Raw genomic sequence first — 22,752 nt, 5'->3', positions numbered from 1 at the left:
AATTACAAGTACAAAGTTCGGTGATAGCCGTAGCCTAAAGAATAGACAATTCTGGGAAAAGCATATAATATTTAGTTTTTTACCGACTTCTGATAATCTTTTGGAGATAGGGAAGTGTGTTTTTTAAAGAAGTTGGAAAAGTAAAAGGGATCATTGAACCCAAGCTGGTAGGCGATTTCTTTTACAGTTAACTTTTCGTAAAGTAATAATCTTTTAGCCTCAGAAATGATAAGGCTGTAAATAACATTCTGTGCTGTTTTGTTAGTATGCAGTTTTGAAACTTCATTCAATTTAGCTTCTGTAGTTCCTAGGAGATCTGCAAAATGAGATACCTGATAGTTTTCTGCAAAATGATTACGTACGCTTTCCAGAAATTTTAAAAATAAAGCGTCAGGCTTCCAGATCTCATCACCATTTGCTATTTTACTGCGGTTGATCTCAATAAGTAATAATTCAACCAGTGAATGTGTTGAAATTAAATACTGATAGGGCTTCTCACTGATTTCATTCTCAATTAGATTCAATGTTTCAGTGAAAAATACGGGTTGACGGACACTTATCTTTTCATTCATTCCAAAATGACAGAATAAACCGTTGTGAAAAATGAGTTCAATATCGCTGTCATTTTTACTAAAGAAATCAAGAGTAAACTCAAGTGCTGTCACTTCTCCTTCAACAGCTCTCAATTGATGAAATTGCCCTGAAGTGATGGTTACTGTTTCTCCAGCCGTAAGATTAAAGATATTTTCATCAATCAAGATTTCAGCAGATCCACTCTTGCACCAGAATAAGGTGTATCTGATCACCCGTCTTGGTTCAGAATGGTTTATTTGATTTGAATATTTTTTTATTTCAATCATGTTTGATGAGCATTAGAATTGAGTTTATGTTCAACCAGAAATGAATCTATGTTCTTATGAATCGTTGTATTCTTTTGAATCTAAATTACAAAAAAAGTGAATGTAAAAACAGGGTCGAAAGATTAGGTTTCTATTTAACTGATATTCCATTGAAAGGGTAGTTAGCGGTATCCAAATGACTTTCATATCCAGGCTAATGGTATTTAATTCTGGAAAATCACCAAAATATTATGAAAATTTATTACCAAAATAAAATATTTACTTTTTATTTATATATTTGTTTTTATTTATTCTAAATAAAATATAATTAATTTTAGGATGAGAAAAGTATTGGAGAACCCAGCAAAATAAGGAATTAGAGAAAGGTTGATTATTCTGCTAAAAAAATAATAGTAACGAGATAACAGAAATTTAATACAAAAAGGACTTTCGCTAGCTTCAAATAGTTCATGTATGATAGAATTTGAAGCTTTTTAAAAACTAAAAAATTATGAAACAAAATAAAAGAATTCTGGCACTGGATTTAATAAAGGGAATGAGTGTTATAGGAATGGTCATTATTCACACCTTACTCATATTTGCGAATGTGAAATCGCAATCAGAAACAGCTATCGGTAGTTTTATTGTCTTTCTGGGCAGAGGTACTTCTATTTTTCTGATTTGTATGGGGGTAACATTTATGACGTCCAGTCATCAAAGTCTTAAAAGTTCAATAAAGCGGGGTGGTTTACTTTTACTGGCAGCTCTTTTCATGAATTTCATGAAATTTATGATTCCTGTAATTTTTGGTTTTGCACCGGATAATTTTATTCAAAAGTATGGATGGCATGCCCCAATAGAGCAGCAATATGTGTATTTGGTCTTGCTAGGTGATATTTTACAATTAGCGGGAATGTCTTTACTATTTGTTGGCTTTATAAGAAAATATGTTAAAAATAAATTTGGCATTCTGGCTATAGGATTGTTAGTAGCGTTGGTATCCAGAGAAGTTAGTGGAATTAATATTGACGTTCCGGGAATTAATTATGTTTTAGATCTTCTTTTTAATAATGACTTTCCTGCTTATGTCTATTTCCCTGTTTTTCCGTGGATGTCCTTTATTATCATTGGGATGTTTTTTGGTAAATGGTTTCAGGAGTTAAACTATGACAGTAAGAAATTATTTAAAAACATGCTGTATGTGGGACTTGTGTTTGCAGCATTTGGAGCACCATTAGTTTTTGTGTATGGAGACTATAATTACAATGGCTTTTATCATATGGGGCCTGGAGGTGTTATTTATTTTGCAGGATGGACTTTGATCTTTCTTTGGGTTATTTTTAGGATGACTTCCAATGCTAAAGAAAATGCATTCATGAGAATTTTAAAATATTGTAGTAAAAATCTGACATCAATGTATATGATACAATGGATACTAATTTCTTGGGGTAAAGGTATTTTCGGATATAGACAACATGGAATTGGATTCGTATTACTCCTTATACTATTTTATTTGATTCTTACATTTTCAGTTCAGATCCTGTTAGATATCTTAAGGAAGAAAGAACCGTTAATTATTTTTCGACGAATCGCAACAGAGGAAACTGTCCTGAAGTAGTTATTACGATTTGATTAATCTTCGTAAAAGATATTTTTGTCAATCAGAATTTTCAAAAGAAAAATTAAGTACATTCGTTTAGTTAAATTTTTTAAAAGACAAAAATGAAGTATTCTAAAATTATTTTGGTTCTTACCTTATTGTTATTTCAGATAGGTTTTGCACAGGAAAAAGCAGATGTAGTATTAAATAAAGCGCTTAGTGAAGCAAAAAAAGAAAATAAAAATGTCCTTTTAGTGTTTCATGCTTCATGGTGCCAATGGTGTAAGCTAATGGAGAAAAATATGAACCTGCCGGAAACAAAACCACTATTTGATAAAAACTATGTTACCACTTATCTTGATGTTCAGGAAAGAGGAGAAAAGAAAGCACTTGAAAATCCGGGTGGGGAGGAAATGATGAGCAGGTATAAAGGAAAAGATGCAGGACTTCCTTTTTGGCTGATCTTAAATCCTAAAGGCGAGGTTCTGGCAGATTCTTTTAATGATAAAGGCGAAAATCTAGGATCTCCGGCAACACCAGAAGAGGTTGACGTTTTTTTAGCTAAACTGGAAAAAACAACAAAGCTCAATAAAGAGGAACTTGCTACTATTCAAAAGGTTTTTGTGAAGAAAAAAGCTCAATAGGAAAAAGAGATTAAGATAAAAAATACCCCCGAATCTATTGATTCGGGGGTATTTTTATTTAAAATTATTTTTTACCAAAAAATATTTGATCTTTTTTTTGTTGATCCAGATAGATCTCCTGGAAATTGACAGGCATGTACTGGAAAATGGCATTCCAATGCTGTATCTTAGTATGTTTCTTAAAACTTTCAAAAGATCTTACGAAAAGATTTTCGATAATATCTTTTACATATGAATCTGCACTTCTATAGATCCCTTCCATCAGTTTGATGTGATGGCCGATAATATTGATTTTGGACTCTCGTAAAAGGTTTTTTAAGTAGTTTACAGTTGATTGGATAATACCTGCAAAATTATTTTGCACCGATAACTGTGTAATTTCACCTCTAAGAGTGGGATAGAAAAATTTTAAATACTCTACAGCGGTCTCTTCATTAATAGTTTGCATTGGCTCGTTCATCATAAATAATATTTTATTTTTCAAACACTTTTACTGCCGCTAAAAGTGTACCAAACTTATAAGCAGGCAGCAAAAATAAATACTCCGATGATCAGTGCAATGTGAGTAGCTAGGATTTCAATATTGTGTCTGGAATTCGACTCTTTCCATTGTTTCCAGTCAAATTGTTTTCTGATTTTTGTCTTCATAATCGTAATAATTTTGTAATGAAATCGTTGAAAAATGTAATAAAAAAAAGTAGTGTCAGTTTTTTGAGGAATCTATTTTTAGAAAAATCTCTGTAATGTGACAAAATGATTATTTCTTCTTACAATTACTGCCATTATATACCATGTGTATAAATCTGTTTGGAATAAATTCTCTGAAGATCCTTGGACATATGACTAAAGATAGCTTTTCGGTATTCTTCACTGCAGAAAGTTGTTACATTGTCCAATGAATAGATAAAAGTGCATTCTATGGCATTTTTAAGTACTGCATCTCCGTTTTTATAGATCGTACCCATCTTTTTTAGACTTTTAAATAAAAGAGGTCTTTCATTTTGACGAATCATTCTTTTGATGTGATCTGTAAAAGTATTCATCATACTATAAGAACTCTGTGTTTTAGTTTCATCCAATTCATACTGTATGCTAGGAATTACTTCTGTAATTTCCTGAACGGCTTGTAAATAATTCATATTAATAATGATTTTGTTCTAAAAATTTTATAAATCCTCCAAAAATAAAAATCACTAAGAATGCTATAAGCAACAGATGATAGGGCTTCATCCATTTTGGAGTTTTTGGCCCTGTGCTTTTTAATCTTCGTAGCTTGTCGATTTTGTTTAAAGTTTTTAAGTCCATTTTTGTATGTTTTGATAATGATGATGCCAATTGCATTCCTTTAAAGATTGGTTTATTTTAATTAGTTGTAATTCAATGTGTTGATTATTTTTGTTGAATTTTATAATGCAAAAAAGCTATCCAAAATGATAAGGTTATTATCAAAACGAAATGCTGCTCGATATTTGAGATTATTAATATCTTTGCAGTCCATAAAAATCAAAAATGTTTTCAAAAATTATAGTACACAGAGTCGGTAATAAGATCAATGGTGAGTCTTTAACACTTTCTCAGGAAGAATTGCAGTTGGAAGAAGGGATGGCAGAAATGCTTGAAGATTATTTTTTAGGTTCTTTTAAAACAGAAGAAACCTATCAGTTTTATAGTGATACTTATTTAGTAAATAATCCTGTTTACAGTTCTGTAACAGAAATTTTTGAGGATAAGGCTAAATTCCTATGGGAGTCTGAAAACATTGCTAAGCATCTTTTTGAAGCTGCTGAAAACCCTAGAGTTCAGGGGGGTGAGTTATTTATTGTATTCTTTGAAGATGAGAGAGAAGGGGATGAGAAAGTAGATAAGATCGGGATTTTTAAAACTGAAAAAAGAGAATCTTTCTTAAAGATATTCCCTCAGGAAGAAACTTTTGCATTGGAAAAAGATCAGGGTATCGGATTATCAAAAATTGATAAAGCAGCTTTGATCTATAATAATCATAAAGAGAATGGATACGTATTGTCTGTAGTTGATAACAACAAAAACGGAGATATGTATTATTGGTTTGAAGATTTCCTGAAAGTGAAACAGCGTGATGATGAGTATTTCCACACTCAGGAAGCGTTAATGGTTTATAAAGATTATATTACAAAACAGCTTCCTCAGGAGTTTGAAGTTTCAAAAGCAGATCAGGCTGACTTTTTAAATAAATCGATTAATTTCTTCAAAGAAAAAGAGGAATTTAAACTTGATGATTTTGCAACTGAAGTATTAGGTGACCAGCATGTGATAGAAAGTTTCGTTAATTTTAAAACAGATTATGAACAGGATATGCAGATCAATATTGCTGAAGAATTCCCAATCAGTGAAGCTGCGGTGAAAAAGACGCAGCGACATTTTAAGAGTATTATCAAATTAGATAAGAATTTCCATATTTACATCCATGGTGATCGAAAAATGCTGGAGCAGGGACAAGATGAAAAAGGAAAATTCTATATGCTGTATTTCGATAAGGAAGTTTAAAACAAAGGATAAAAGCAGTAAAGCGATGAATTGCTAAAGTCTCAGAAAAGAATAGATGAGTAAGAAGGGTAAAAGTAATTTTACCCTTTTGCTTTTTACAGTTTAGGACTATCACTATTCAACTACTTCTTCCCGAAAAATAAAGCTCTGCTATACTCATAATTCATTCTGGCGATATTGAGAACTGAAATACCTTGCGGGCATTCTACTTCACAGGCTTCAGTGTTGGAACAATGTCCAAATAACTCGCTATCCATTTGCTTTACCATATCTATAACGCGCTTACTTCTTTCTTCCTTACCCTGAGGAAGAAGAACCATATGTGTAATTTTGGCAGATGTAAATAAAGCGGCACTTGCATTTTTACAGGTTGCCACACATGCCCCACATCCTATACAGGCAGCGGAGTCAAAAGCTTCTTCGGCAGTTTGATGCGTAACAGCTATGGCTGTTGCATCAGGAGCCTGTCCCGTATTTATGGAAACGAAACCTCCTGAGGAGATTATTCTGTCGAAAGCTGAACGATCTACTTTTAAATCTCTTTTTATAGGAAATGCTTCTGCCCGGAAGGGTTCTATAACAATAGTTTCTCCATCTTTGAAAGAACGTAAATGCAACTGACATGTCGTGGTATTTTTTAAAGGACCGTGAGCTAAACCGTTGATCATCATTCCACATTGTCCACAGATTCCTTCACGACAATCGTGATCGAACTCTACGGGTTCTTCGCCTTCAGTGATCAGTTTTTCATTTAAAGTGTCCAGCATTTCAAGAAAAGACATATGAGAATTCAATTCTTTTAAATCATAATTTACCAGCTTTCCTTCGGTCTTTCCGTCCTTCTGTCTCCATATTTTCAAATGTAAATCCATAATTTTTGTTTTTATTTATAACTTCTCACCGTTGGTTGTACCTCTTCAAATACAAGCGGTTCTTTAATTAATTCAGGCTCTTTGTTTTCATCCGTCCATGCCCATGCTGAAATGAACTGGAATTCATTGTCATTTCTCAAAGCTTCACCGTCTGGAGTTTGATATTCTTCGCGAAAATGAGCACCACAGGATTCATTTCGGGTCAAGGCATCATAGCACATCAATTCTCCGATTTCGAAATAGTCAGCAACGCGTCCCGCTTTTTCCAGTTCCGTATTCATGCTGTTTCCCTGTCCGGATACTTTTACATTTCTATAGAACTCTGCTTTTAGCTTTTGTATTTCCTGAATAGCGTATTTTAGACCTTTTTCATTTCTAGCCAGGCCACAATAATCATAAAGCAACTTTCCTAAGGTTTTGTGGTAATGATCTACGGTTTTTGTTCCATTGATGTTGATCAGATTTTTTACCTGTTGTTTAACTGCATTTTCAGCTTTTTCAAATGCCGGATCTTCTGTAGATATTTTTCCAGTATGGATTTCATTAGAAAGATAGTTGGCAATTGTATAAGGAGCGATGAAATAACCATCAACGGAAGCCTGAAGAAGAGAATTTGCTCCAAGTCTGTTAGCTCCATGGTCTGCAAAATTAGCTTCCCCTAAAGCAAATAATCCTGGAATAGTAGTCATCAGCTCGTAGTCTACCCATAAACCACCCATAGAAAAGTGAGCCGAAGGAGATATCATCATAGGCTCCTGATAGGCATCATATCCTGTGATCTTAAGATACATATCAAACAAGTTTCCATATTTTTCCTGAATCTTCTCTTTTCCCTGTTCTTTAATTGCTTTTGAAAAATCGAGATATACAGCATTTTTTAAAGGTCCGATTCCGAACCCGGCATCAATTCTTTCTTTTGCAGCTCGGGATGAGATATCTCTCGGAGCAAGATTTCCAAAAGCCGGATATCTTCTTTCGAGATAATAATCCCTTTCATTTTCAGGAATATCATTAGCAGCTCTGGTTTCATTTTCTTTTGAAGGAACCCATATTCTCCCATCATTACGAAGTGATTCCGACATTAAGGTTAATTTCGACTGATAATCTCCAGATTGTGGGAGCGAAGTAGGATGTACCTGAATCCAGCTGGGAGAAGCCATTAAAGCTCCTTTTTTATGAGCCCTCCAAATGGCAGAGCCATTACACCCCATTGCTAATGTAGAAAGGTAGTATATCTTGCCATATCCTCCGGTAGCCAATACAACAGCATGAGCAGCATGCCTTTCAATTTCTCCGGTATCTAAATTTCTTACGATAACCCCTCTTGCTTTTCCATCTATAACCACCAGATCCAGCATTTCATGTCTTGAAAATAATTCAATTGTTTTTTTGCCAACCTGTCTCATCAAAGCCTGATAAGCTCCTAAAAGTAATTGCTGTCCGGTTTGTCCTCTTGCATAAAAAGTCCGGCTAACCTGAACTCCACCAAAAGAACGGTTATTGAGATAACCACCATATTCTCTCCCAAATGGAACTCCTTGGGCTACAGCCTGATCGATGAGGTTTAAAGAACACTCTGCCATGCGGTATACATTAGCTTCCCGTGCTCTGAAATCGCCACCTTTTAAAGTGTCTACAAACATTCTGTAGACGCTGTCACCATCATTTTTATAATTTTTAGCAGCATTCACTCCGCCCTGAGCTGCTACAGAATGTGCTCTTCGCGGGCTGTCCTGAAAACAAAATGATTTTACATTGTATCCCATTTCGCCTAAAGATGCAGCAATAGAACTCCCTGCTAAACCTGTTCCTACAACAATTACATCTAATTTTTTACGGTTGGCTGGATTAACGAGCTTTGCTGTTTTTTTATAATTGGTCCATTTTTGTTCTAATGGTCCTTGAGGTATTTTAGAATCTAGCATCATCATTTTATTTTAATTAGAAGTAAAGAATATATAGATGGGCATCAGTGCAAAGCCGATACTTATAATTACTGAATAAGCAATTCCTATGGTTTTAACCCATTTTACAAATTTAGGATGATATAATCCTAATGTTCTTATAGCACTGTATATCCCGTGAATAAGATGGTAGCACAAAGCGGCCATTGATATAATATAAATGATCACATACCACCATTCTTTAAAAACTGCAACCACAAGAATATATAAATCTTTATTTCCGTTTTCATCCAGAGGGGGAGTTCCGAATTTATACACATACCAAAAGTTTTGAAAATGGATAACCAGAAAAATTAATAGTAATGTTCCTAATATTCCCATATTGCGGGAATACCATTTGCTGGCTCTTCCACGTCTGTCAGCCTGATAATGGGCGCTGGATTTCTTATTCTTCAAAGTGATTATTAAACCATCAATTGCATGAAGAATTATGCTTGCATACAGAACGTAAGAAACTATTTTAATCACAATATTTCCTGACAGAAAATGTGAATACGCATTAAACTGTAAATGAGCCTGATCCTGGGGAAGAAATAGCTGAAGATTTCCAAGGAAATGAATCAACAAAAAGAAGCTCAGGAAAAGTCCGGTAAGACACATCAGCATTTTTCTTGACAAAGTAGACAGCATAATTTTTTGTTTTATTAATTTAATAATATCCTAATACTTTCATCCAGAGACCTCCTACTACCATATAAATAATAAGTAATACAATTCCTATTTCGAGACCTCGAAGCCACCATGCTTTTAATTCTACATATCCACTTCCGAAAAATACGGGAGCAGGACCATGACCGTAATGGGTAAGAACCCCATAAATAGATCCTAAGAAACCAAGCATCATCGCTAATAACATGGGTGGAATTCCAACAGCAACTCCTACACCTAATAATGCAGCATACATCGCAGCAACGTGAGCTGTAGCACTTGCAAAAATATAGTGACTGAAAAAATAAACTACAATAATTACAGGAAAGGCTATCTGCCAGCTCAATCCACCGATCTTAACCTTGATAAGGTCACTGAACCATCCAATAAATCCAAGTTCATTAAGCGAACTGGCCATCATGACCAATACTGCAAACCATACAATAGTATCCCAGGCACCTTTCTCAGCTTTTACATCTTCCCATGTCAGTACAGAAGTTAACAATAACAGGGTTAAACCTATGAAGGCTGTTGTAGTGGCATCAATTGAAAGGGATCCTCCAAATATCCAGAGAGCTAATAAGATAAAGAATGCCAATAACATGAGCCATTCATTTTTGGAGATCGGACCCATTTCTTTCAGCTTTTGAGCGGCCATTTTAGGAGCATCACCCGTTTTTTTCAATTCTGGTGGATACAATTTATACAATACAAGAGGAACAACAAAAAATGCTACCAGACCAGGTAGGAAACCTGCAGCTGCCCATGACATCCATGTGATATTGATGCCAAGGTTGGCTGCAAACTTCTGACACATCGGGTTGCTGGCTGTTCCTGTTAAGAACATTGAAGAAGCAATCAGATTCATATAGTAGCTGTTCAGTGTTAAAAATGAACCCAGTTTTCTGTGGGTTTCAGGTTTTTCAGGAACAGAATCAAAACTGATGGCCATGGATTTCATAATAGGGTAGATGATTCCACCACCTCTTGCGGTATTACTTGGAATAGCCGGGGCAAGGCAAACGTCTGCCAGTCCTAAACCATAGGCTAATCCAAGGGAACTTTTCCCAAATATTCTGATAAATAAAAAAGCAATACGGTTTCCTAATCCGGTTTTAATAAATCCACGGGCAATAAAAAATGAGATCCCAATCAACCAGATCACTTTATCTCCAAAACCTGAAAGTGCTTTGGTAATTGATTTTCCAGCATCTCCGGGAGCGATCACTTGTGTAAGCGCTGTAAACGCAATGGCCATCATACACATAGTTCCCATGGGAGCAGCTTTAAGGATAATTCCTAAAATTGTTGCGGCGAAAATAGCGAACAGATGCCATGCATCTGCAGTAACACCATCGGGTTCAGGGATAAACCAGATGATAAGAGCAACAGCAAAAGTTATTGCCGTATTCTTGATATTAATTTCTTTCATAATAGTATTGATATTAATGATTAAAATCTACTTTGTACCTGAACAATGAATAGATTATTATTGTATTGTGAGGTGTTTGCGATCTGTTTTTTATATCTGTCGAATTGTACACCCAACTGAATTCTGGCACCATAGTTTTTGAGGAATTCCAATCCGAACATTGGGGTAACCGTCTGTCTGGGATTAGAGCTTACTCTGAAATTAGTATCCAGATATTCATAACGGCACGACAGCTCAAAGGCGCTAAGATTTCTATGGTTAATTTCATACCTCAGATTAGGAAGGAAATAAACTCCGCGAATAAGATAATCATCGGGATTAGAAAGTCTTTGTTCTGGGGTTATGGAGTTGTACAAAACATGGTTGGTTGCCTGTTTACCTTCTAGTTGCATATCAAGACTCCATTTGGAATCGAAATTGATCAATGAGCTGAAGTCAACCCCCAATGCATATACTTTCTTGCCCAGGACTTCACCAATACCACCATTTAAGCCAACATTAAAATTATATTTTTTGGACAGTCCGAATACCAATCGTGTTGAATACTGCTTTCCATTATCGTTATCATTAACCTGATTTTTCCCATTTCCATTAACTACAGAAACGGCATATTGAAAAGGTATTTCTCCCAATTCCAGCTGACCTGTTGCCGCCATTCCAATTTGGAAACTCGTCCAGCCTAATTTTCCAAACTCGGTGTACTGATTAGACCAATCCAAAGACTTGATGATATCAATAGGATAAGTTTCTTCGATACCAAATAATGGACGGAATTGACCTACAGTAATGGCCAGTTTAGGGTTAAAAGTGTATTTTAAATAGGCATTTTCAAGAACCCTGCTTTTGGGGTCATTCTTAAAGTCGGCGAGATTGGCCAAAACAACAACTTCTGTTCGTTTGCTGATCTGTGCCCGAACCTGTACCCGCATATATTTCAGCATAAAATTATTGTCTGTTCCTGATCCATCCTCGTGATGAAGGCCGTTAACGTCTACATTTTTGGTCATACCTAAAAGGTATCGAGCCTGGAAAAGACCTTTGATCTGTAGTATGGGATATTTTACATTTTCTTCCTCTGTTTTATTTTGAACAGAATCTTTTACCTGTCCACTCATTGATAAAGAGAAGACTAAGAAGCAAAATAATTGCGTTCTTTTTTTTATTGAAAAAAAAGTCATAGTGCTTTGTATTGGTTAATGATTGGGTGAATGCTAAAATCCTCGGAATTTAGAAAACCAGATCTTCGCGAAATTTTGTGTGCTCATGATAAATTTTTGATATTATCAGAATTGATCACTATTATTTTTTCCTTGGAATTGATATGACTTAATAATCCAGATAGAAGAAAAGAATGAAGCATAATGGATGGGAATTTTTTCATACTGATGTATTTGATTGTTAGAGAAGTAAATAATGAATTTTTTATAATAATATTCAATTATTTATCCGTATTTTCATGTTTTGGTGATATAAATCTACTAAATTTTACTTAATTAAGAGAATAATTTTATTTTAATACTGTTTTAATGTTAATAATCATTTCTCATTAATTTCTATGAAAAAATTGTGATTTTGTTAACAGAATTGTGTATATTAAAGACAATTGGTATGTATGTAAAGTATTTAAATTCAGTTAGTTATTGCTATTCGTAAATTAGATACCACACTATAATATATCAGCAAAAAATTCGTTATATTTGATTGATTTTAGAATATTATGAATTTTGTAGAGTGTCATGAAGAACCCATCCATATTCCAGGGTATATACAAAGTTTTGGATACCTGATTGGCATTGACGCAGAATCTTATCTCATTACTTTTTTCAGTGAAAATATCCGGGATATATTTACTATCGAAAATAAGGAATCACTTTTCGATAAAAAAATTACTGATCTTCCTGAAAGCTTTCAAAGCATTATAGAATCTGATATTTACAAGTCATTGGACACATTTACAAGACGTGAAAATGAAACCTATTTTGATAAAATTTTTATTAAAGGAACTGAATATCATTTTTCTGTTTTCCGTAATGGAGGCCAAATCTTTTTAGAGTTTGAAACCGTACTGGAAAATCCTGATAAACGTATTTCGAACAAATATGATAATTTCTATGTGATTGATAACGCACAGGATATTTGGGATCAGCTTCTAAGTACACTTTCTAAAATTGTAAACTATGACCGGATGATGATCTATAAATTCATGACAGACGGTTCTGGGAAGGTAATTGCTGAAAAGAGAGATGATAATATGCAAAGTTACCTTGGCCTGCATTATCCTGAAACGGATATTCCCAAACAGGCAAGAGCGCTGTATATGAAGAAGAGAAAAAGAATCTTCAGTAATGTATATTCTGAAACAGTTCCGATTTTAAGCAAAACAAAACAAAATATTGATCTTACGTTTACGGCTTCACGAGGAATGTCACCGATTCATGGTCAGTATATAAAAAATTCCGGAGCTTCTTCCAGTTTCAGTATTTCTATTATCATTGATGATAAACTTTGGGGGTTGGTTACATGTCAGAATTCAGAATCTAAACATATTGATCTTGAGGACAGGGTACAGGCCGGAATTTTTACCGCTTTAGCATCCAACGCTTATTCATCTTTTAAGACCAAGAAAGAGCTGGAGTATCGTATGGATCTTAATGAAAAATCAGCCTATCTGAAAACAGAATTTCTGAAACAAAATTCTTTATTTGATTCTTTAGTTCAAAACAGAATAGAAATTAAAGATCTTGCTGAAGCTGATGGACTCGCTATTATTTCTGATGAAAATATTGTAAGAACGGGAGCAACTCCTCCACATGCGATTATTGAAAAAATAGTAAAATGGGCATATGAAAATACGAATAAAAGTATTTATGTAAACCGCAGTTTCCTGAAGGAATATGGTGAGAATTTAGGATTGGACAAAGATTCAGCAGGTATTATTATATATTTTATCGATCGGACTAAAAATGAGATGCTGATCTGGTTTCGTAAGGAATTTGATGAGCATATTCAATGGGCCGGAAATCCTGAAAAGAAAACTGATGTTTTCTTTCACAATGGTGAAGAAAAAAAAATGGTATCTCCAAGAACATCTTTTGAAGTTTTTAAAGAAAATATTAAAGGGAATTCCAAAAGATGGAGCTCAAGAAATACAAGTGGTGTACAGGCAATCAGAGATGTGATCTTGGAAACTTCACATAAACAGTACAATACGATAAAGCAGCTTAATGATCAGCTTAAAAAGGTAAATGAAGAACTTGATAGTTTTTCCTATACCATTTCCCATGATCTTGGAACCCCGCTTACCGTAATGAAACTAAATGCTCAAATGCTGCTCGCTAATTTTGATAAATCTGAGAAAGAGAAAAATAAGCTAAAGTCTATTATTGAGGAAATTGATAATATGGCAGAGATGATGCATGATGTTTTGCAGCTAAGCCGGGCAAAACACAGTGAAATAGAACTTGAAAGCCTGCCCACAGTTCATACGATAAGAAAAATCTCTGAAAATGCTAAAATGACTTTTGAAAGTCCAAAAAGCGAGATCATTATTAAAAACTGTCCGGAAGTATTGGCCGATAAAACAATGCTCCATCAGGTATTTCTAAATGTCATCAATAATGCTGTAAAATATTCGTCAGATCAGGATCATCCAAGAGTAGAAATTGAAGGGATAGAAAATAACGAAACCATTGTTTACCGAATTTCAGATAACGGAATAGGAATTCCTGAAGAAGAGAAACATAAGATGTTTAAAATTTTTAACAGGATGGATAATGCAAAGAAATTTAAAGGCAATGGAATAGGCCTGTCAATTGTTCATCGAATTATGAAAAGAATAGGCGGAAATGTGGATTATGAAAGTAATAAAGATGGTACTTCTTTCCTTTTAACGTTTAAAAAGCCTTAAATTTGGAGGACTTATAAACTCTAATTATGGTTTCAGAATATCTTAAACAAAATACAGCAGAATATCACGATGCTGCTGAGAAACTTTTTAACTCTGAAAAGATTTTTAACAAGACTTTCAGTTTAGAAGATTACAAAAAAATCATCAATACCAATTATTTAATGCTTTTGCATTCTGAAGACAAAATTTTTAATAGCCTTAATGGAAAATTCGCTGAGAAACTTCAATTGAATCAAAGAAAAAAGCTTCCATTGATTGAAAAAGATCTTGTAAGCCTTGCTTTGAAAAATCAAGTTGTTTCTCATGCTCTTGAAATTAATAATGAAAATGAAGCGTTAGGAATGATGTATGTGATCGAAGGGTCTACTTTAGGTGGAAACGTGATTGCAAAACAACTTTCTAAAACAGAAGGTTTCGATGATATAACGTTCAATTTCTTTGGGTGTTATCAGGAAAATACAGGGCCAATGTGGAAGAATTTTAAAGAAGTTCTGGATACAGAAGTTGCTGAAGAGAACTATAACGAAGTATTATCAGGAGCTAAAAAATTATATACGTTCTTATTAAACGTTAATTAATTTTCAAATTAAAATCTAAATCTATCCTTTGCAGATAATTAACTTCCTGAAAGATTGCTCAATTTTTCAGGAATTGTTAAATTTGGGAGTCAAATTTTTAGACTGAACTAAAAATAAATAATTTTAAAAAGTATACATTATGAAAGTAACTGTAGTAGGTGCAGGCGCTGTAGGAGCAAGCTGTGCAGAATACATCGCTATGAAAAACTTCTGTTCAGAGGTAGTTTTAGTAGACATTAAAGAAGGTTTTGCTGAAGGTAAGGCAATGGATTTGATGCAGACAGCGTCGCTTAACGGTTTTGATACCAAAATTACCGGGACAACAGGAGATTACAGCAAAACTGCAGGTTCTCATGTAGCAGTGATCACTTCAGGGATTCCAAGAAAACCTGGAATGACAAGAGAAGAATTAATAGGTATTAACGCAGGGATTGTAAAAGATGTTACTGCAAACTTAGTAAAACATTCTCCAGAGGTTATTATCATCGTAGTTTCTAATCCAATGGATACAATGGCTTATTTGGTACACAAAACTTCTGGTCTTCCGAAACACAAAATTATCGGAATGGGAGGTGCACTGGATTCTGCTAGATTTAAATACAGATTGGCTGAAGCATTAGAAAGCCCAATTTCTGACGTTGACGGAATGGTAATCGCTGCTCACAGTGATACTGGAATGCTTCCATTATTAAGCAAAGCGACAAGAAACGGAGTTCCTGTAACTGACTTCCTTGATGATGAGCAACAAAAATATGTAATTGAAGAAACTAAAGTTGGTGGAGCTACATTAACTAAATTATTAGGAACTTCTGCTTGGTATGCACCAGGTGCTGCTGTTTCTGTAATGGTTCAGGCAATTGCATGTGATCAAAAGAAAATGATTCCTTGTTCTTTAATGCTGGAAGGTGAATACAATCAAAGTGATATCTGTTTAGGTGTTCCTGCTATTATCGGTAAAAACGGTGTAGAAAAAATCGTAAACATTACCCTTACAGTAGAAGAACAATTGAAGTTTGCTGAAGCTGCTAAAGCGGTAAGAGAAGTAAATGGAGATTTGAAGTTTTAATTATTTTAAACTTTATATAAAGAGAAAACGCGCCCGAAGGGCGCGTTTTCTCTTTATATTCTCTATTCTGTTCCCTTCTTAATTTCCTTCAATTCTCTCAATAAGCATTTTTCTTCCCCCTGCGTCAATTTCCTGCTTCAATACCTGATTGGATTTTGTATCGATATAAAAAGTCATCTTTACAGCATTACTTGAAATATCATCCGTTACGCTAACGATCCAGACTTCCTTATTTTGGAAACTTCCTTTTTGAGTGTTTGTAATATGGGCTTTCATTAATCCTGAGCCTGATTTTGGATTATAATCAAAAATGGCAATATCAGTTTTGTAATTATCCTTTAATGGCAGCCAACGAATAATTTGAGGGTATAGATTACTGTCAAAAAAACTTCCGTCCACTTTTTCATTGATTTCAGTTTTGGCATTTGTCACTTTGTCTGTGTAATATCCGGTTACTGTTTTCCCGAAATTTAAAGACATATCCCTTTGGGTATTAAAGGAGGTATGTTTTATCGGTTTTAATTGAGGAAGTTCAGCCGTAGTTTCATCTACCCAATCAGGTTTTCCTGACATTTTTACAGTGGTTTTTACATTGATGGTTTTACCGTTGCGACTGATATCGGTGTATATTTTTGCAATTTCAATTTTAGTGGTATCCTTTAATGCATACCAGATCATTGTTTCTTTTCCGTTCTTTATTAGATTCGGAACAATTTCATTCTTTTCAGGAGTCTGATCTTTAATCTGTGCATTTGTAAGAGAGAAAAAAGATAAGATTACAAAAACAGAACTCAAAAAGTGGATTGATTTCATATTATATTATTTTGTTGATTTTATTATTAAGTCTTTGGAAATGAACAAATGTTACAGCACACACGCTAAAGAATGGTAATTTTTTTATTTGATTATCGGTAACGAATAAAAAATCCAAACAAAAAAACGCACCTGATAGTACGTTTTATATTCTTTAATAAAATAGTAATGATAAATTATTTTTCGGCATGTAGACCAATCCTGTTACCTTCTGTATCCGTGATAACAGCAATATAACCTGCGTTCATTTGAATGGGTGGAGTTACTATTTTCCCACCAGCAGACTCCACCTTATCTAAAACTTTTTGAATTTCAGGATAAGCATTGATATAGACCAGCGTTCCCTTATCTGAAGGGTGGCTGTCTTTTGATTTTGATAAAACGCCTGTAATTCTGCCGGAGGTTGCCTGAACTACATTCGGGTTGTAAGGAAAAAAAGTAAGTTCCTCATTGGTTTCGGGAATAGAACGGGTAATCATTTTAATGTCTAAAATTGTCTCATAAAATGTTTTTGCCCTGCTGGTATCAGTAACAGGGATTTCAAACCAGGTAATAACATTGGTATTCTCGTCGATTTTTTTTAGTGGTTGCATAACTTAATATTTTTTTGGTGTAAGGTTGAGGTATCCAATACAATACCAACAGTGACAATCACTATCTAATTTATTTTTCCTTCTTTACAAAGGTCCATACGGTATTAATGAATTCTGGGTTTTTCTCATAATACAAAAGATGCCCACCATCAATTGAAACCACTTGTTTATTAACGAATTTGAATGATTGATAATGTTTTGTACCTACCGCTTTGTCTTTTTTTCCTGTAATGATTAAAGTTGGAACCTTAATGTCTTTTGTTGATTGCGCATAATCAGCATAATATTCCGGATATTCTTTAGGTTTTGAGATCACAGCCATTCCAAAATCAATAATTCTCGGATTTAATGAATCTATTTTGTCCATTTCTTTGATCGTCTCAATGTCATCAGTAAGGAATCTGTATCCCATTCGTTTTGATCTTAACGATTTGCTTAATTTGGAAAGCTCGGAAGAAAGACTATCGTTTTCTATTTTTCTGTTTTTTAGATGGAGAAGTTCATTGGCATAATCAATTTGTTCCTTAACTGATTCATTATTTAAGAAATGTAAGGTTACGTTGGCTAAAATAAGACCTTTTACATTTTGAGGGTATTTCTTGGCATAGCTTACCGCGATAATTCCACCAAAAGAGTGAGCCATGAGGAAAACCTTATTTAATTTCAAGTGTTGTCTTAATTCCTCAATATCCTGTACCATTTTATCTAAATGATAATCATCCGACTGAGCAGATTTTCCGGATCCTCTCTGATCCATATAGATCATCTTTAGGTTTTTCTCAAGATGATTTCCTCCCATTAGTTCAAATGAAGGATAGCCCTGTCCCGGTCCCCCTGGAATATAAATGCAGGCTTCTCCGGTTCCCGAAACTTTATAATGGATCTGCACATGATCACTGGTCTGAAAAAAGTCTTCAGATTTGGATTGACCTTGAGCAGGCAGGTAGTTGAAAAATAACAACAGGGTAAAGAAAAGAGCTTTCATATGCTTTGTACATTTTATATTAGTAGAACAGATTAGTAAATGTATTTATTACATGCTGGATTTTATTTGTCTTATTTAATAGCTTTTAAAATATGTTCAAATTCCAGATCACGATTTTGAATAATATCATCATCGGTATATTTTATCAACTCGTTAATTCTTATACCTACTTTTTGAGTTTGTGTGTTATCATAATAGAATATGCCATTCCCTGTAAACACCAGTGAATAGCCTGCTGGTAATTGTATTTCTACTGTATCTCCATCAGCACCAGCTGTTTGCTGTCCTATTGTAATGGCTTGAGGAAAAATATTTTGCAGATTCATAGTGTTCCATTCACTCATACTTAAGGTTTCAGGATTGACGATTATAAAAACTTTTCCTTTATATGGGTTTACTGTTTTGTTCTCAATCTTAGGGTAATAGTGGCCATACACCTTATAACTGATAGGAATGTAAGTACCCATATTTTTTAAATTAGGCTCATAATATTTTCCAAAATAATTTTCTCTGGGTGAGAAGTATTTGTAAATATAATGAAAAACAAATCCACCCCAGTTCGGATATCCTCTCATATCAAAGACAATTGCTTTTTTAGAAGAAGCTTCTTTAAAAATAGTATCCATGTGACTGTCAAACTTATCATCTGCAATATTATCAGTCAGAGAAAATACATCATTGATTTTAAAATATGCAATATCATTGTGAACCAATTTGTGTTGCTGTTTTAGACTGATTTTCTCAGTTAAATAAGCTGAGATGACAGACGTTTGTTGCTGATCTGTAGGATTAATAAAGGTGATTTTTGTATGTTCAGCTTTATTGTTTTGGGTATGTAGTATTTTGAAATCTTTTTGTTGTACATCATCTGGCCATATCATATTTCTTTGATAATCTGAAAGGTGATATAATAGATTCTCAAGATTTGAAACGGAAAGCAGTTCTCTTTTTTCATTGATGATCTGTTTAATACTTTTACCATTGATTTCGGTTATTCTATCTCCAACCACTATTTGCGCATTAGAGCAGATCTCAGGAAAAATAAGATGAGTAATTAAGAGATGATCATTAAAAACTTGGTAATCAAAAGGAGCATAATAAAATCTGTGCAGGATTTCATTTTTATAGTTTAATTGATCATAGAACTTAAAAGCATGACTGTCTTCCATTTTAGAAATTGCTTTTGCAAGAATAATTTCAAAATCTTTTCTTGAAGGTGAAGATATTGCTTGTCCCACCAGATCTGTAAAGAAGACTTCGAAGTTCTTATCCATAAGGTATTTATGCGGAAATAAATAATCTATGGAGCCTTGTATCTTAGCAAGTATGAGCAGCCTGAAGGGCAGTGGTAATTGTTCTTTTTTGGAAAGCTCATATTGTTTTTCTTTTAGAACTTTTCCTATATACCGGTGTTCAAATATAGTGCTCAAAATCGTTTTACCTTCCGCAGTGAGCATTTTATTCTTTTTATACCAATCAAAATTCTGATTTACCGTTAAAGCTTCTTTAGCTTCATCAATCACAAGTGAATGGGAAATAGGATTACTCAGTTTTCCTGATAGTTGCTTAATAATAGAGTTAGCATCCGATTTCTCATCTACCTTCTCAATATTAGCTAAAAATAGACTATCAGCATCCACTTTTCCACTTGCTAGATCCGGATGATAATATTTTAGAAAATTCCAGGTTTTCATAAAAAAAGCATACTGCTCTTTTTGAGCATAAATGACCTGTTGAATGAGAAACAAGAAGAAAAGAATAATGATTTTTTTCATGGAAATGGAAGTTTATCAGATTAGTTTTTATTGCATAAAGATATCTTAAATGATTATATATTTAAATAATTAAAAAGCTTGATCAATAAAAATAAAAAAACGCATCTAATGATGCGTTTTTATCAGTTGAAACTATTTGTTCTTATTTGTAAAAAATATATTTTAAGTAATCAAATGTGCCATCTCCGTTATAATCGTAATTATCGGGGACATAAATCACTAATTTGTTTGAAGTGAGTTCCAGGACCTTTGCTTCTACAGAGTTATTTATGATGATTTTCTGTTCGGATGGTTTGTAAACATAATCGCGGGTATCGGTCTTTTTTATACAAGAGTTACCAATATTATTGTAATCATTAGATATATATATTCCGTCATTTCTGTACTCATAAGTGCTTTGTTTTTTACAGTCATCAGGAAGATATTCGTGTAAAACAGTTGTATTATCTTTCCCGGATATGACAATGTTTGTTTGCATTTTCCAAACTCCCAGAAGGTTTGCATTCTCATTTGTATTTTGATTTTCATCAGCATCGCTGCCACAGGATAATAAACTCAAAGCCAAAGCTCCTGCTAAAATTTTTTTCATAGAATAATTTTCCGCGAACTTAACGAAGATTTCAAAAATAAACTATTTCAATTAAAAGACTGCCTGAATTCCAGTGGTGAAAGATTGGTTTTATTTTTAAATAATTTACTGAAAGACTGTGGATGTTCAAATCCCAATTCATAGGCAATTTCACTTACGGATAATTGAGTAGTAGATAATTTTTCCTTTGCCTTTTCAATTAATTTTTCGTGAATATGCTGTTGAGTGCTCTGCCCGGTAAGAACTTTTAATAATCCGGTTAAATAACTAGGTGATATATTTAGAGTGTCAGCAATATACTGAACGGTAGGAAGCCCTTTACTGATGAGGTCCTCCTCATTAAAATATTCAGTAAGTAAGGTTTCCAGAGAATCAAGAGTTTTATGATTGGTTATTTTTCTGGTAATGAACTGTCGCTGGTAATAACGTTCAGAATAATTTAATAAGGTTTCAATTTGTGAAATAATAATATCCTGACTGAACTTGTCAATATTGGAATGGTATTCCTGCTCAATATTTTGAATGATATTGCCAAGCACAGTTTCTTCTTTGTCTGAAAGAAATAAAGCTTCATGCACAGAATAATCAAAATATTCATATTGTTTGATCTTTTTGGCAAGAGACGTGTTCCACAGAAAATCAGGATGGATTAATAGCATCCATCCTGTATGTTGTATTGTTGAATTAGGATCTACACTAACGCTGAACACCTGACCTGGTGCCATAAAAAACATCACCCCTTCATCAAAATCATAATCCTGTTGGCCATATTTCATTTTAGCATTGGAGGTGCGTTTAATGGAAATAGAATAAAAATCCAATATCCAGTTTGTCACAGGTTGATCTGGAGAATGTATGATGATATCACTGTAATTTATGACGCTGATCAATGGATGCTCAGGTTTGGTTAAGCCCCTCACCTGATGGAACTCAGTGATGGATTTTATTCTTTGAGGTTGTTTGTTCACGATACAAATGTAGAAATTATTGATGATATGCTATGGCAAATTCCCTGGCGAACTCTTTCACTTTTACTTTGCCCAAAACAGGTTGATGAGCATAATAATCTTCATACAGTATTCCGTTACGTCTTGATGCATTCATTTCTACAAAACCTTTAGCTGTTTGAGGATTCATTCCTGCATTAATTAGATTGTTTAGCAGTTTTTCATCCTCAATAGTTTCCCATTTCAGTTCCCTGTTTCCAATGGCATCTCCTAAGGTTTCAGCTATTTCATTGGGTGAGATTTCTTCACTGGCAATATATCTGATTTCTCTGCCATTAAAAGGTTTTTCAATTTGTTCTGCAATGACTTCTGCAATATCCAATGGAGAAACCCAAGGTTCTTTGTCGTCTCCACCATAATTCTGAATAATAGCTCCTTGCGTTTTTATACTTGGAATAAAAGCAAACATATTGTAATAGAATCCAACCGGACGCATAAATTTTATGGATACATCTTTAGGTAATTTATTCAATATGTTTTCCACATTATAATGAAATGCTAGAATACCGTTTCCCTTATTCGTATGTGCTCCGATACTACTAAGATGGACGATACGTTTTACACCTGATCTTTCAAATGCCTCTTTGTAATTTTTACCGATCTGAGTACTGGCTGCAATAAAATCTACGTTGTGATCAAAAAAGCTTCCCGCATTCAATGCTTCCATAGCGTAAACAATATCTGCGTCTTTGAAAATCTCAGAAAGGAAGTCTACATCTTCCATTGTTCCGATGGCGGCTTGAGCACCTAAAGCTTCAATTTCTGCTTTCCTGTTTGAACTTGTACTGATGACAGTAACACGGTGTCCTTTTTCTACTAAGTGTTTTGTCAGTGGCTTGCTGATATTTCCTAAAGAGCCTGTTACGATTATTTTCATTGTATTGATTTATAGGAACAAAATTCAGAAATGTCCGATC

General features: G+C 34.0%; 22 protein-coding genes. 6 read left to right on the top strand and 16 right to left on the bottom strand.

Annotation, left to right across the window (positions count from 1 at the left end; translation table 11 throughout):
• Positions 1–71: 71 nt before the first annotated feature.
• The gene (locus tag J7E44_RS18900) at positions 72–860 is read right to left on the bottom strand and encodes a helix-turn-helix domain-containing protein (RefSeq protein WP_214832498.1); all 789 of its coding nucleotides are present in this window, start codon (positions 858–860) and stop codon (positions 72–74) included.
• A gap of 490 nt (positions 861–1,350) precedes the next feature.
• Here J7E44_RS18900 and J7E44_RS18895 point away from each other — a divergent pair, with 490 nt between their 5' ends.
• Positions 1,351–2,457 (top strand): heparan-alpha-glucosaminide N-acetyltransferase domain-containing protein, encoded by a 1,107-nt coding sequence (locus tag J7E44_RS18895; RefSeq protein ID WP_214832496.1) that lies wholly within the window; start codon positions 1,351–1,353, stop codon positions 2,455–2,457.
• Between the two features lie 104 nt (positions 2,458–2,561).
• Positions 2,562–3,083: a thioredoxin family protein gene (locus J7E44_RS18890; RefSeq protein WP_214832494.1), complete on the top strand. Its 522-nt coding sequence runs from the start codon at positions 2,562–2,564 to the stop codon at positions 3,081–3,083.
• Positions 3,084–3,147: 64 nt separating this feature from the next.
• Here the strand turns inward: J7E44_RS18890 and J7E44_RS18885 are convergent, their stop codons facing one another.
• The 3 genes from J7E44_RS18885 to J7E44_RS18880 all read right to left on the bottom strand — a co-directional run bounded on the left by J7E44_RS18885 (position 3,148) and on the right by J7E44_RS18880 (position 4,222).
• Positions 3,148–3,546, bottom strand: coding sequence for a DUF7674 family protein (locus tag J7E44_RS18885; protein WP_214832492.1), 399 nt, complete (start codon positions 3,544–3,546; stop codon positions 3,148–3,150).
• A 53-nt stretch (positions 3,547–3,599) separates the two neighbouring features.
• Positions 3,600–3,731, bottom strand: a complete 132-nt coding sequence (locus J7E44_RS24145; protein ID WP_261511196.1) for a hypothetical protein — start codon at positions 3,729–3,731, stop codon at positions 3,600–3,602.
• A gap of 134 nt (positions 3,732–3,865) precedes the next feature.
• On the bottom strand, positions 3,866–4,222 hold the full coding sequence (locus tag J7E44_RS18880; protein WP_214832489.1) for a DUF7674 family protein: 357 nt from the start codon (positions 4,220–4,222) through the stop codon (positions 3,866–3,868).
• A 370-nt stretch (positions 4,223–4,592) separates the two neighbouring features.
• Between J7E44_RS18880 and J7E44_RS18875 the strand changes: the two genes are divergently transcribed.
• Positions 4,593–5,606: a nucleoid-associated protein gene (locus J7E44_RS18875; RefSeq protein WP_214832487.1), complete on the top strand. Its 1,014-nt coding sequence runs from the start codon at positions 4,593–4,595 to the stop codon at positions 5,604–5,606.
• 122 nt (positions 5,607–5,728) lie between these two features.
• Here the strand turns inward: J7E44_RS18875 and J7E44_RS18870 are convergent, their stop codons facing one another.
• Genes J7E44_RS18870 through J7E44_RS18850 form a run of 5 tightly spaced genes read right to left on the bottom strand, consistent with a single transcriptional unit; the run spans position 5,729 to position 11,700 of the window.
• Entirely contained in the window at positions 5,729–6,478 is a 750-nt protein-coding gene (locus J7E44_RS18870; protein ID WP_214832485.1) for a succinate dehydrogenase/fumarate reductase iron-sulfur subunit, read from the bottom strand.
• 11 nt (positions 6,479–6,489) lie between these two features.
• Positions 6,490–8,406 carry a fumarate reductase/succinate dehydrogenase flavoprotein subunit gene (locus J7E44_RS18865; RefSeq protein WP_214833197.1) on the bottom strand — a complete coding sequence of 639 codons (1,917 nt, stop codon included), beginning with the start codon at positions 8,404–8,406 and terminating at the stop codon, positions 6,490–6,492.
• A gap of 9 nt (positions 8,407–8,415) precedes the next feature.
• Positions 8,416–9,072 carry a succinate dehydrogenase cytochrome b subunit gene (locus tag J7E44_RS18860; protein ID WP_214832483.1) on the bottom strand — a complete coding sequence of 219 codons (657 nt, stop codon included), beginning with the start codon at positions 9,070–9,072 and terminating at the stop codon, positions 8,416–8,418.
• Positions 9,073–9,091: 19 nt separating this feature from the next.
• Complete coding sequence (locus J7E44_RS18855; protein ID WP_214832481.1) at positions 9,092–10,522, bottom strand: anion permease; 1,431 nt, start codon at positions 10,520–10,522, stop codon at positions 9,092–9,094.
• Positions 10,523–10,542: 20 nt separating this feature from the next.
• A complete protein-coding gene (locus J7E44_RS18850; RefSeq protein WP_214832479.1) occupies positions 10,543–11,700 on the bottom strand; it encodes a porin in 1,158 nt (385 codons plus the stop codon).
• 539 nt (positions 11,701–12,239) lie between these two features.
• On the opposite strand from J7E44_RS18850, the gene J7E44_RS18845 reads away from it, so the two are divergent.
• The 3 genes from J7E44_RS18845 (at position 12,240) to J7E44_RS18835 (ending at position 16,073) form a co-directional block, all read left to right on the top strand.
• On the top strand, positions 12,240–14,429 hold the full coding sequence (locus tag J7E44_RS18845) for an ATP-binding protein (protein ID WP_214832477.1): 2,190 nt from the start codon (positions 12,240–12,242) through the stop codon (positions 14,427–14,429).
• A gap of 26 nt (positions 14,430–14,455) precedes the next feature.
• Entirely contained in the window at positions 14,456–15,007 is a 552-nt protein-coding gene (locus J7E44_RS18840; RefSeq protein WP_214832475.1) for a biliverdin-producing heme oxygenase, read from the top strand.
• A gap of 139 nt (positions 15,008–15,146) precedes the next feature.
• A complete protein-coding gene (locus J7E44_RS18835) occupies positions 15,147–16,073 on the top strand; it encodes a malate dehydrogenase (protein WP_214832473.1) in 927 nt (308 codons plus the stop codon).
• Positions 16,074–16,151: 78 nt separating this feature from the next.
• Here J7E44_RS18835 and J7E44_RS18830 read toward each other — a convergent pair whose 3' ends face one another.
• The 7 genes from J7E44_RS18830 to J7E44_RS18800 form a co-directional block, all read right to left on the bottom strand.
• On the bottom strand, positions 16,152–16,886 hold the full coding sequence (locus J7E44_RS18830; protein WP_214832471.1) for a DUF3108 domain-containing protein: 735 nt from the start codon (positions 16,884–16,886) through the stop codon (positions 16,152–16,154).
• A 176-nt stretch (positions 16,887–17,062) separates the two neighbouring features.
• On the bottom strand, positions 17,063–17,479 hold the full coding sequence (locus tag J7E44_RS18825) for a VOC family protein (RefSeq protein WP_214832469.1): 417 nt from the start codon (positions 17,477–17,479) through the stop codon (positions 17,063–17,065).
• A 70-nt stretch (positions 17,480–17,549) separates the two neighbouring features.
• Entirely contained in the window at positions 17,550–18,464 is a 915-nt protein-coding gene (locus tag J7E44_RS18820; RefSeq protein ID WP_214832467.1) for an alpha/beta fold hydrolase, read from the bottom strand.
• Positions 18,465–18,535: 71 nt separating this feature from the next.
• A complete protein-coding gene (locus J7E44_RS18815; protein WP_214832458.1) occupies positions 18,536–20,239 on the bottom strand; it encodes a S41 family peptidase in 1,704 nt (567 codons plus the stop codon).
• Positions 20,240–20,381: 142 nt separating this feature from the next.
• The gene (locus J7E44_RS18810; protein WP_214832456.1) at positions 20,382–20,828 is read right to left on the bottom strand and encodes a lipocalin family protein; all 447 of its coding nucleotides are present in this window, start codon (positions 20,826–20,828) and stop codon (positions 20,382–20,384) included.
• A 47-nt stretch (positions 20,829–20,875) separates the two neighbouring features.
• The gene (locus J7E44_RS18805) at positions 20,876–21,799 is read right to left on the bottom strand and encodes a helix-turn-helix domain-containing protein (protein WP_214833195.1); all 924 of its coding nucleotides are present in this window, start codon (positions 21,797–21,799) and stop codon (positions 20,876–20,878) included.
• Positions 21,800–21,812: 13 nt separating this feature from the next.
• A complete protein-coding gene (locus J7E44_RS18800; protein WP_214832453.1) occupies positions 21,813–22,712 on the bottom strand; it encodes an NmrA family NAD(P)-binding protein in 900 nt (299 codons plus the stop codon).
• Positions 22,713–22,752: the final 40 nt, after the last annotated feature.

The organism is Chryseobacterium sp. ISL-6 (assembly GCF_018613715.1).
GTDB classification, from domain to species: Bacteria; Bacteroidota; Bacteroidia; order Flavobacteriales; family Weeksellaceae; genus Chryseobacterium; species Chryseobacterium paludis.
This window is presented reverse-complemented; position numbering and strand designations above follow the sequence as displayed.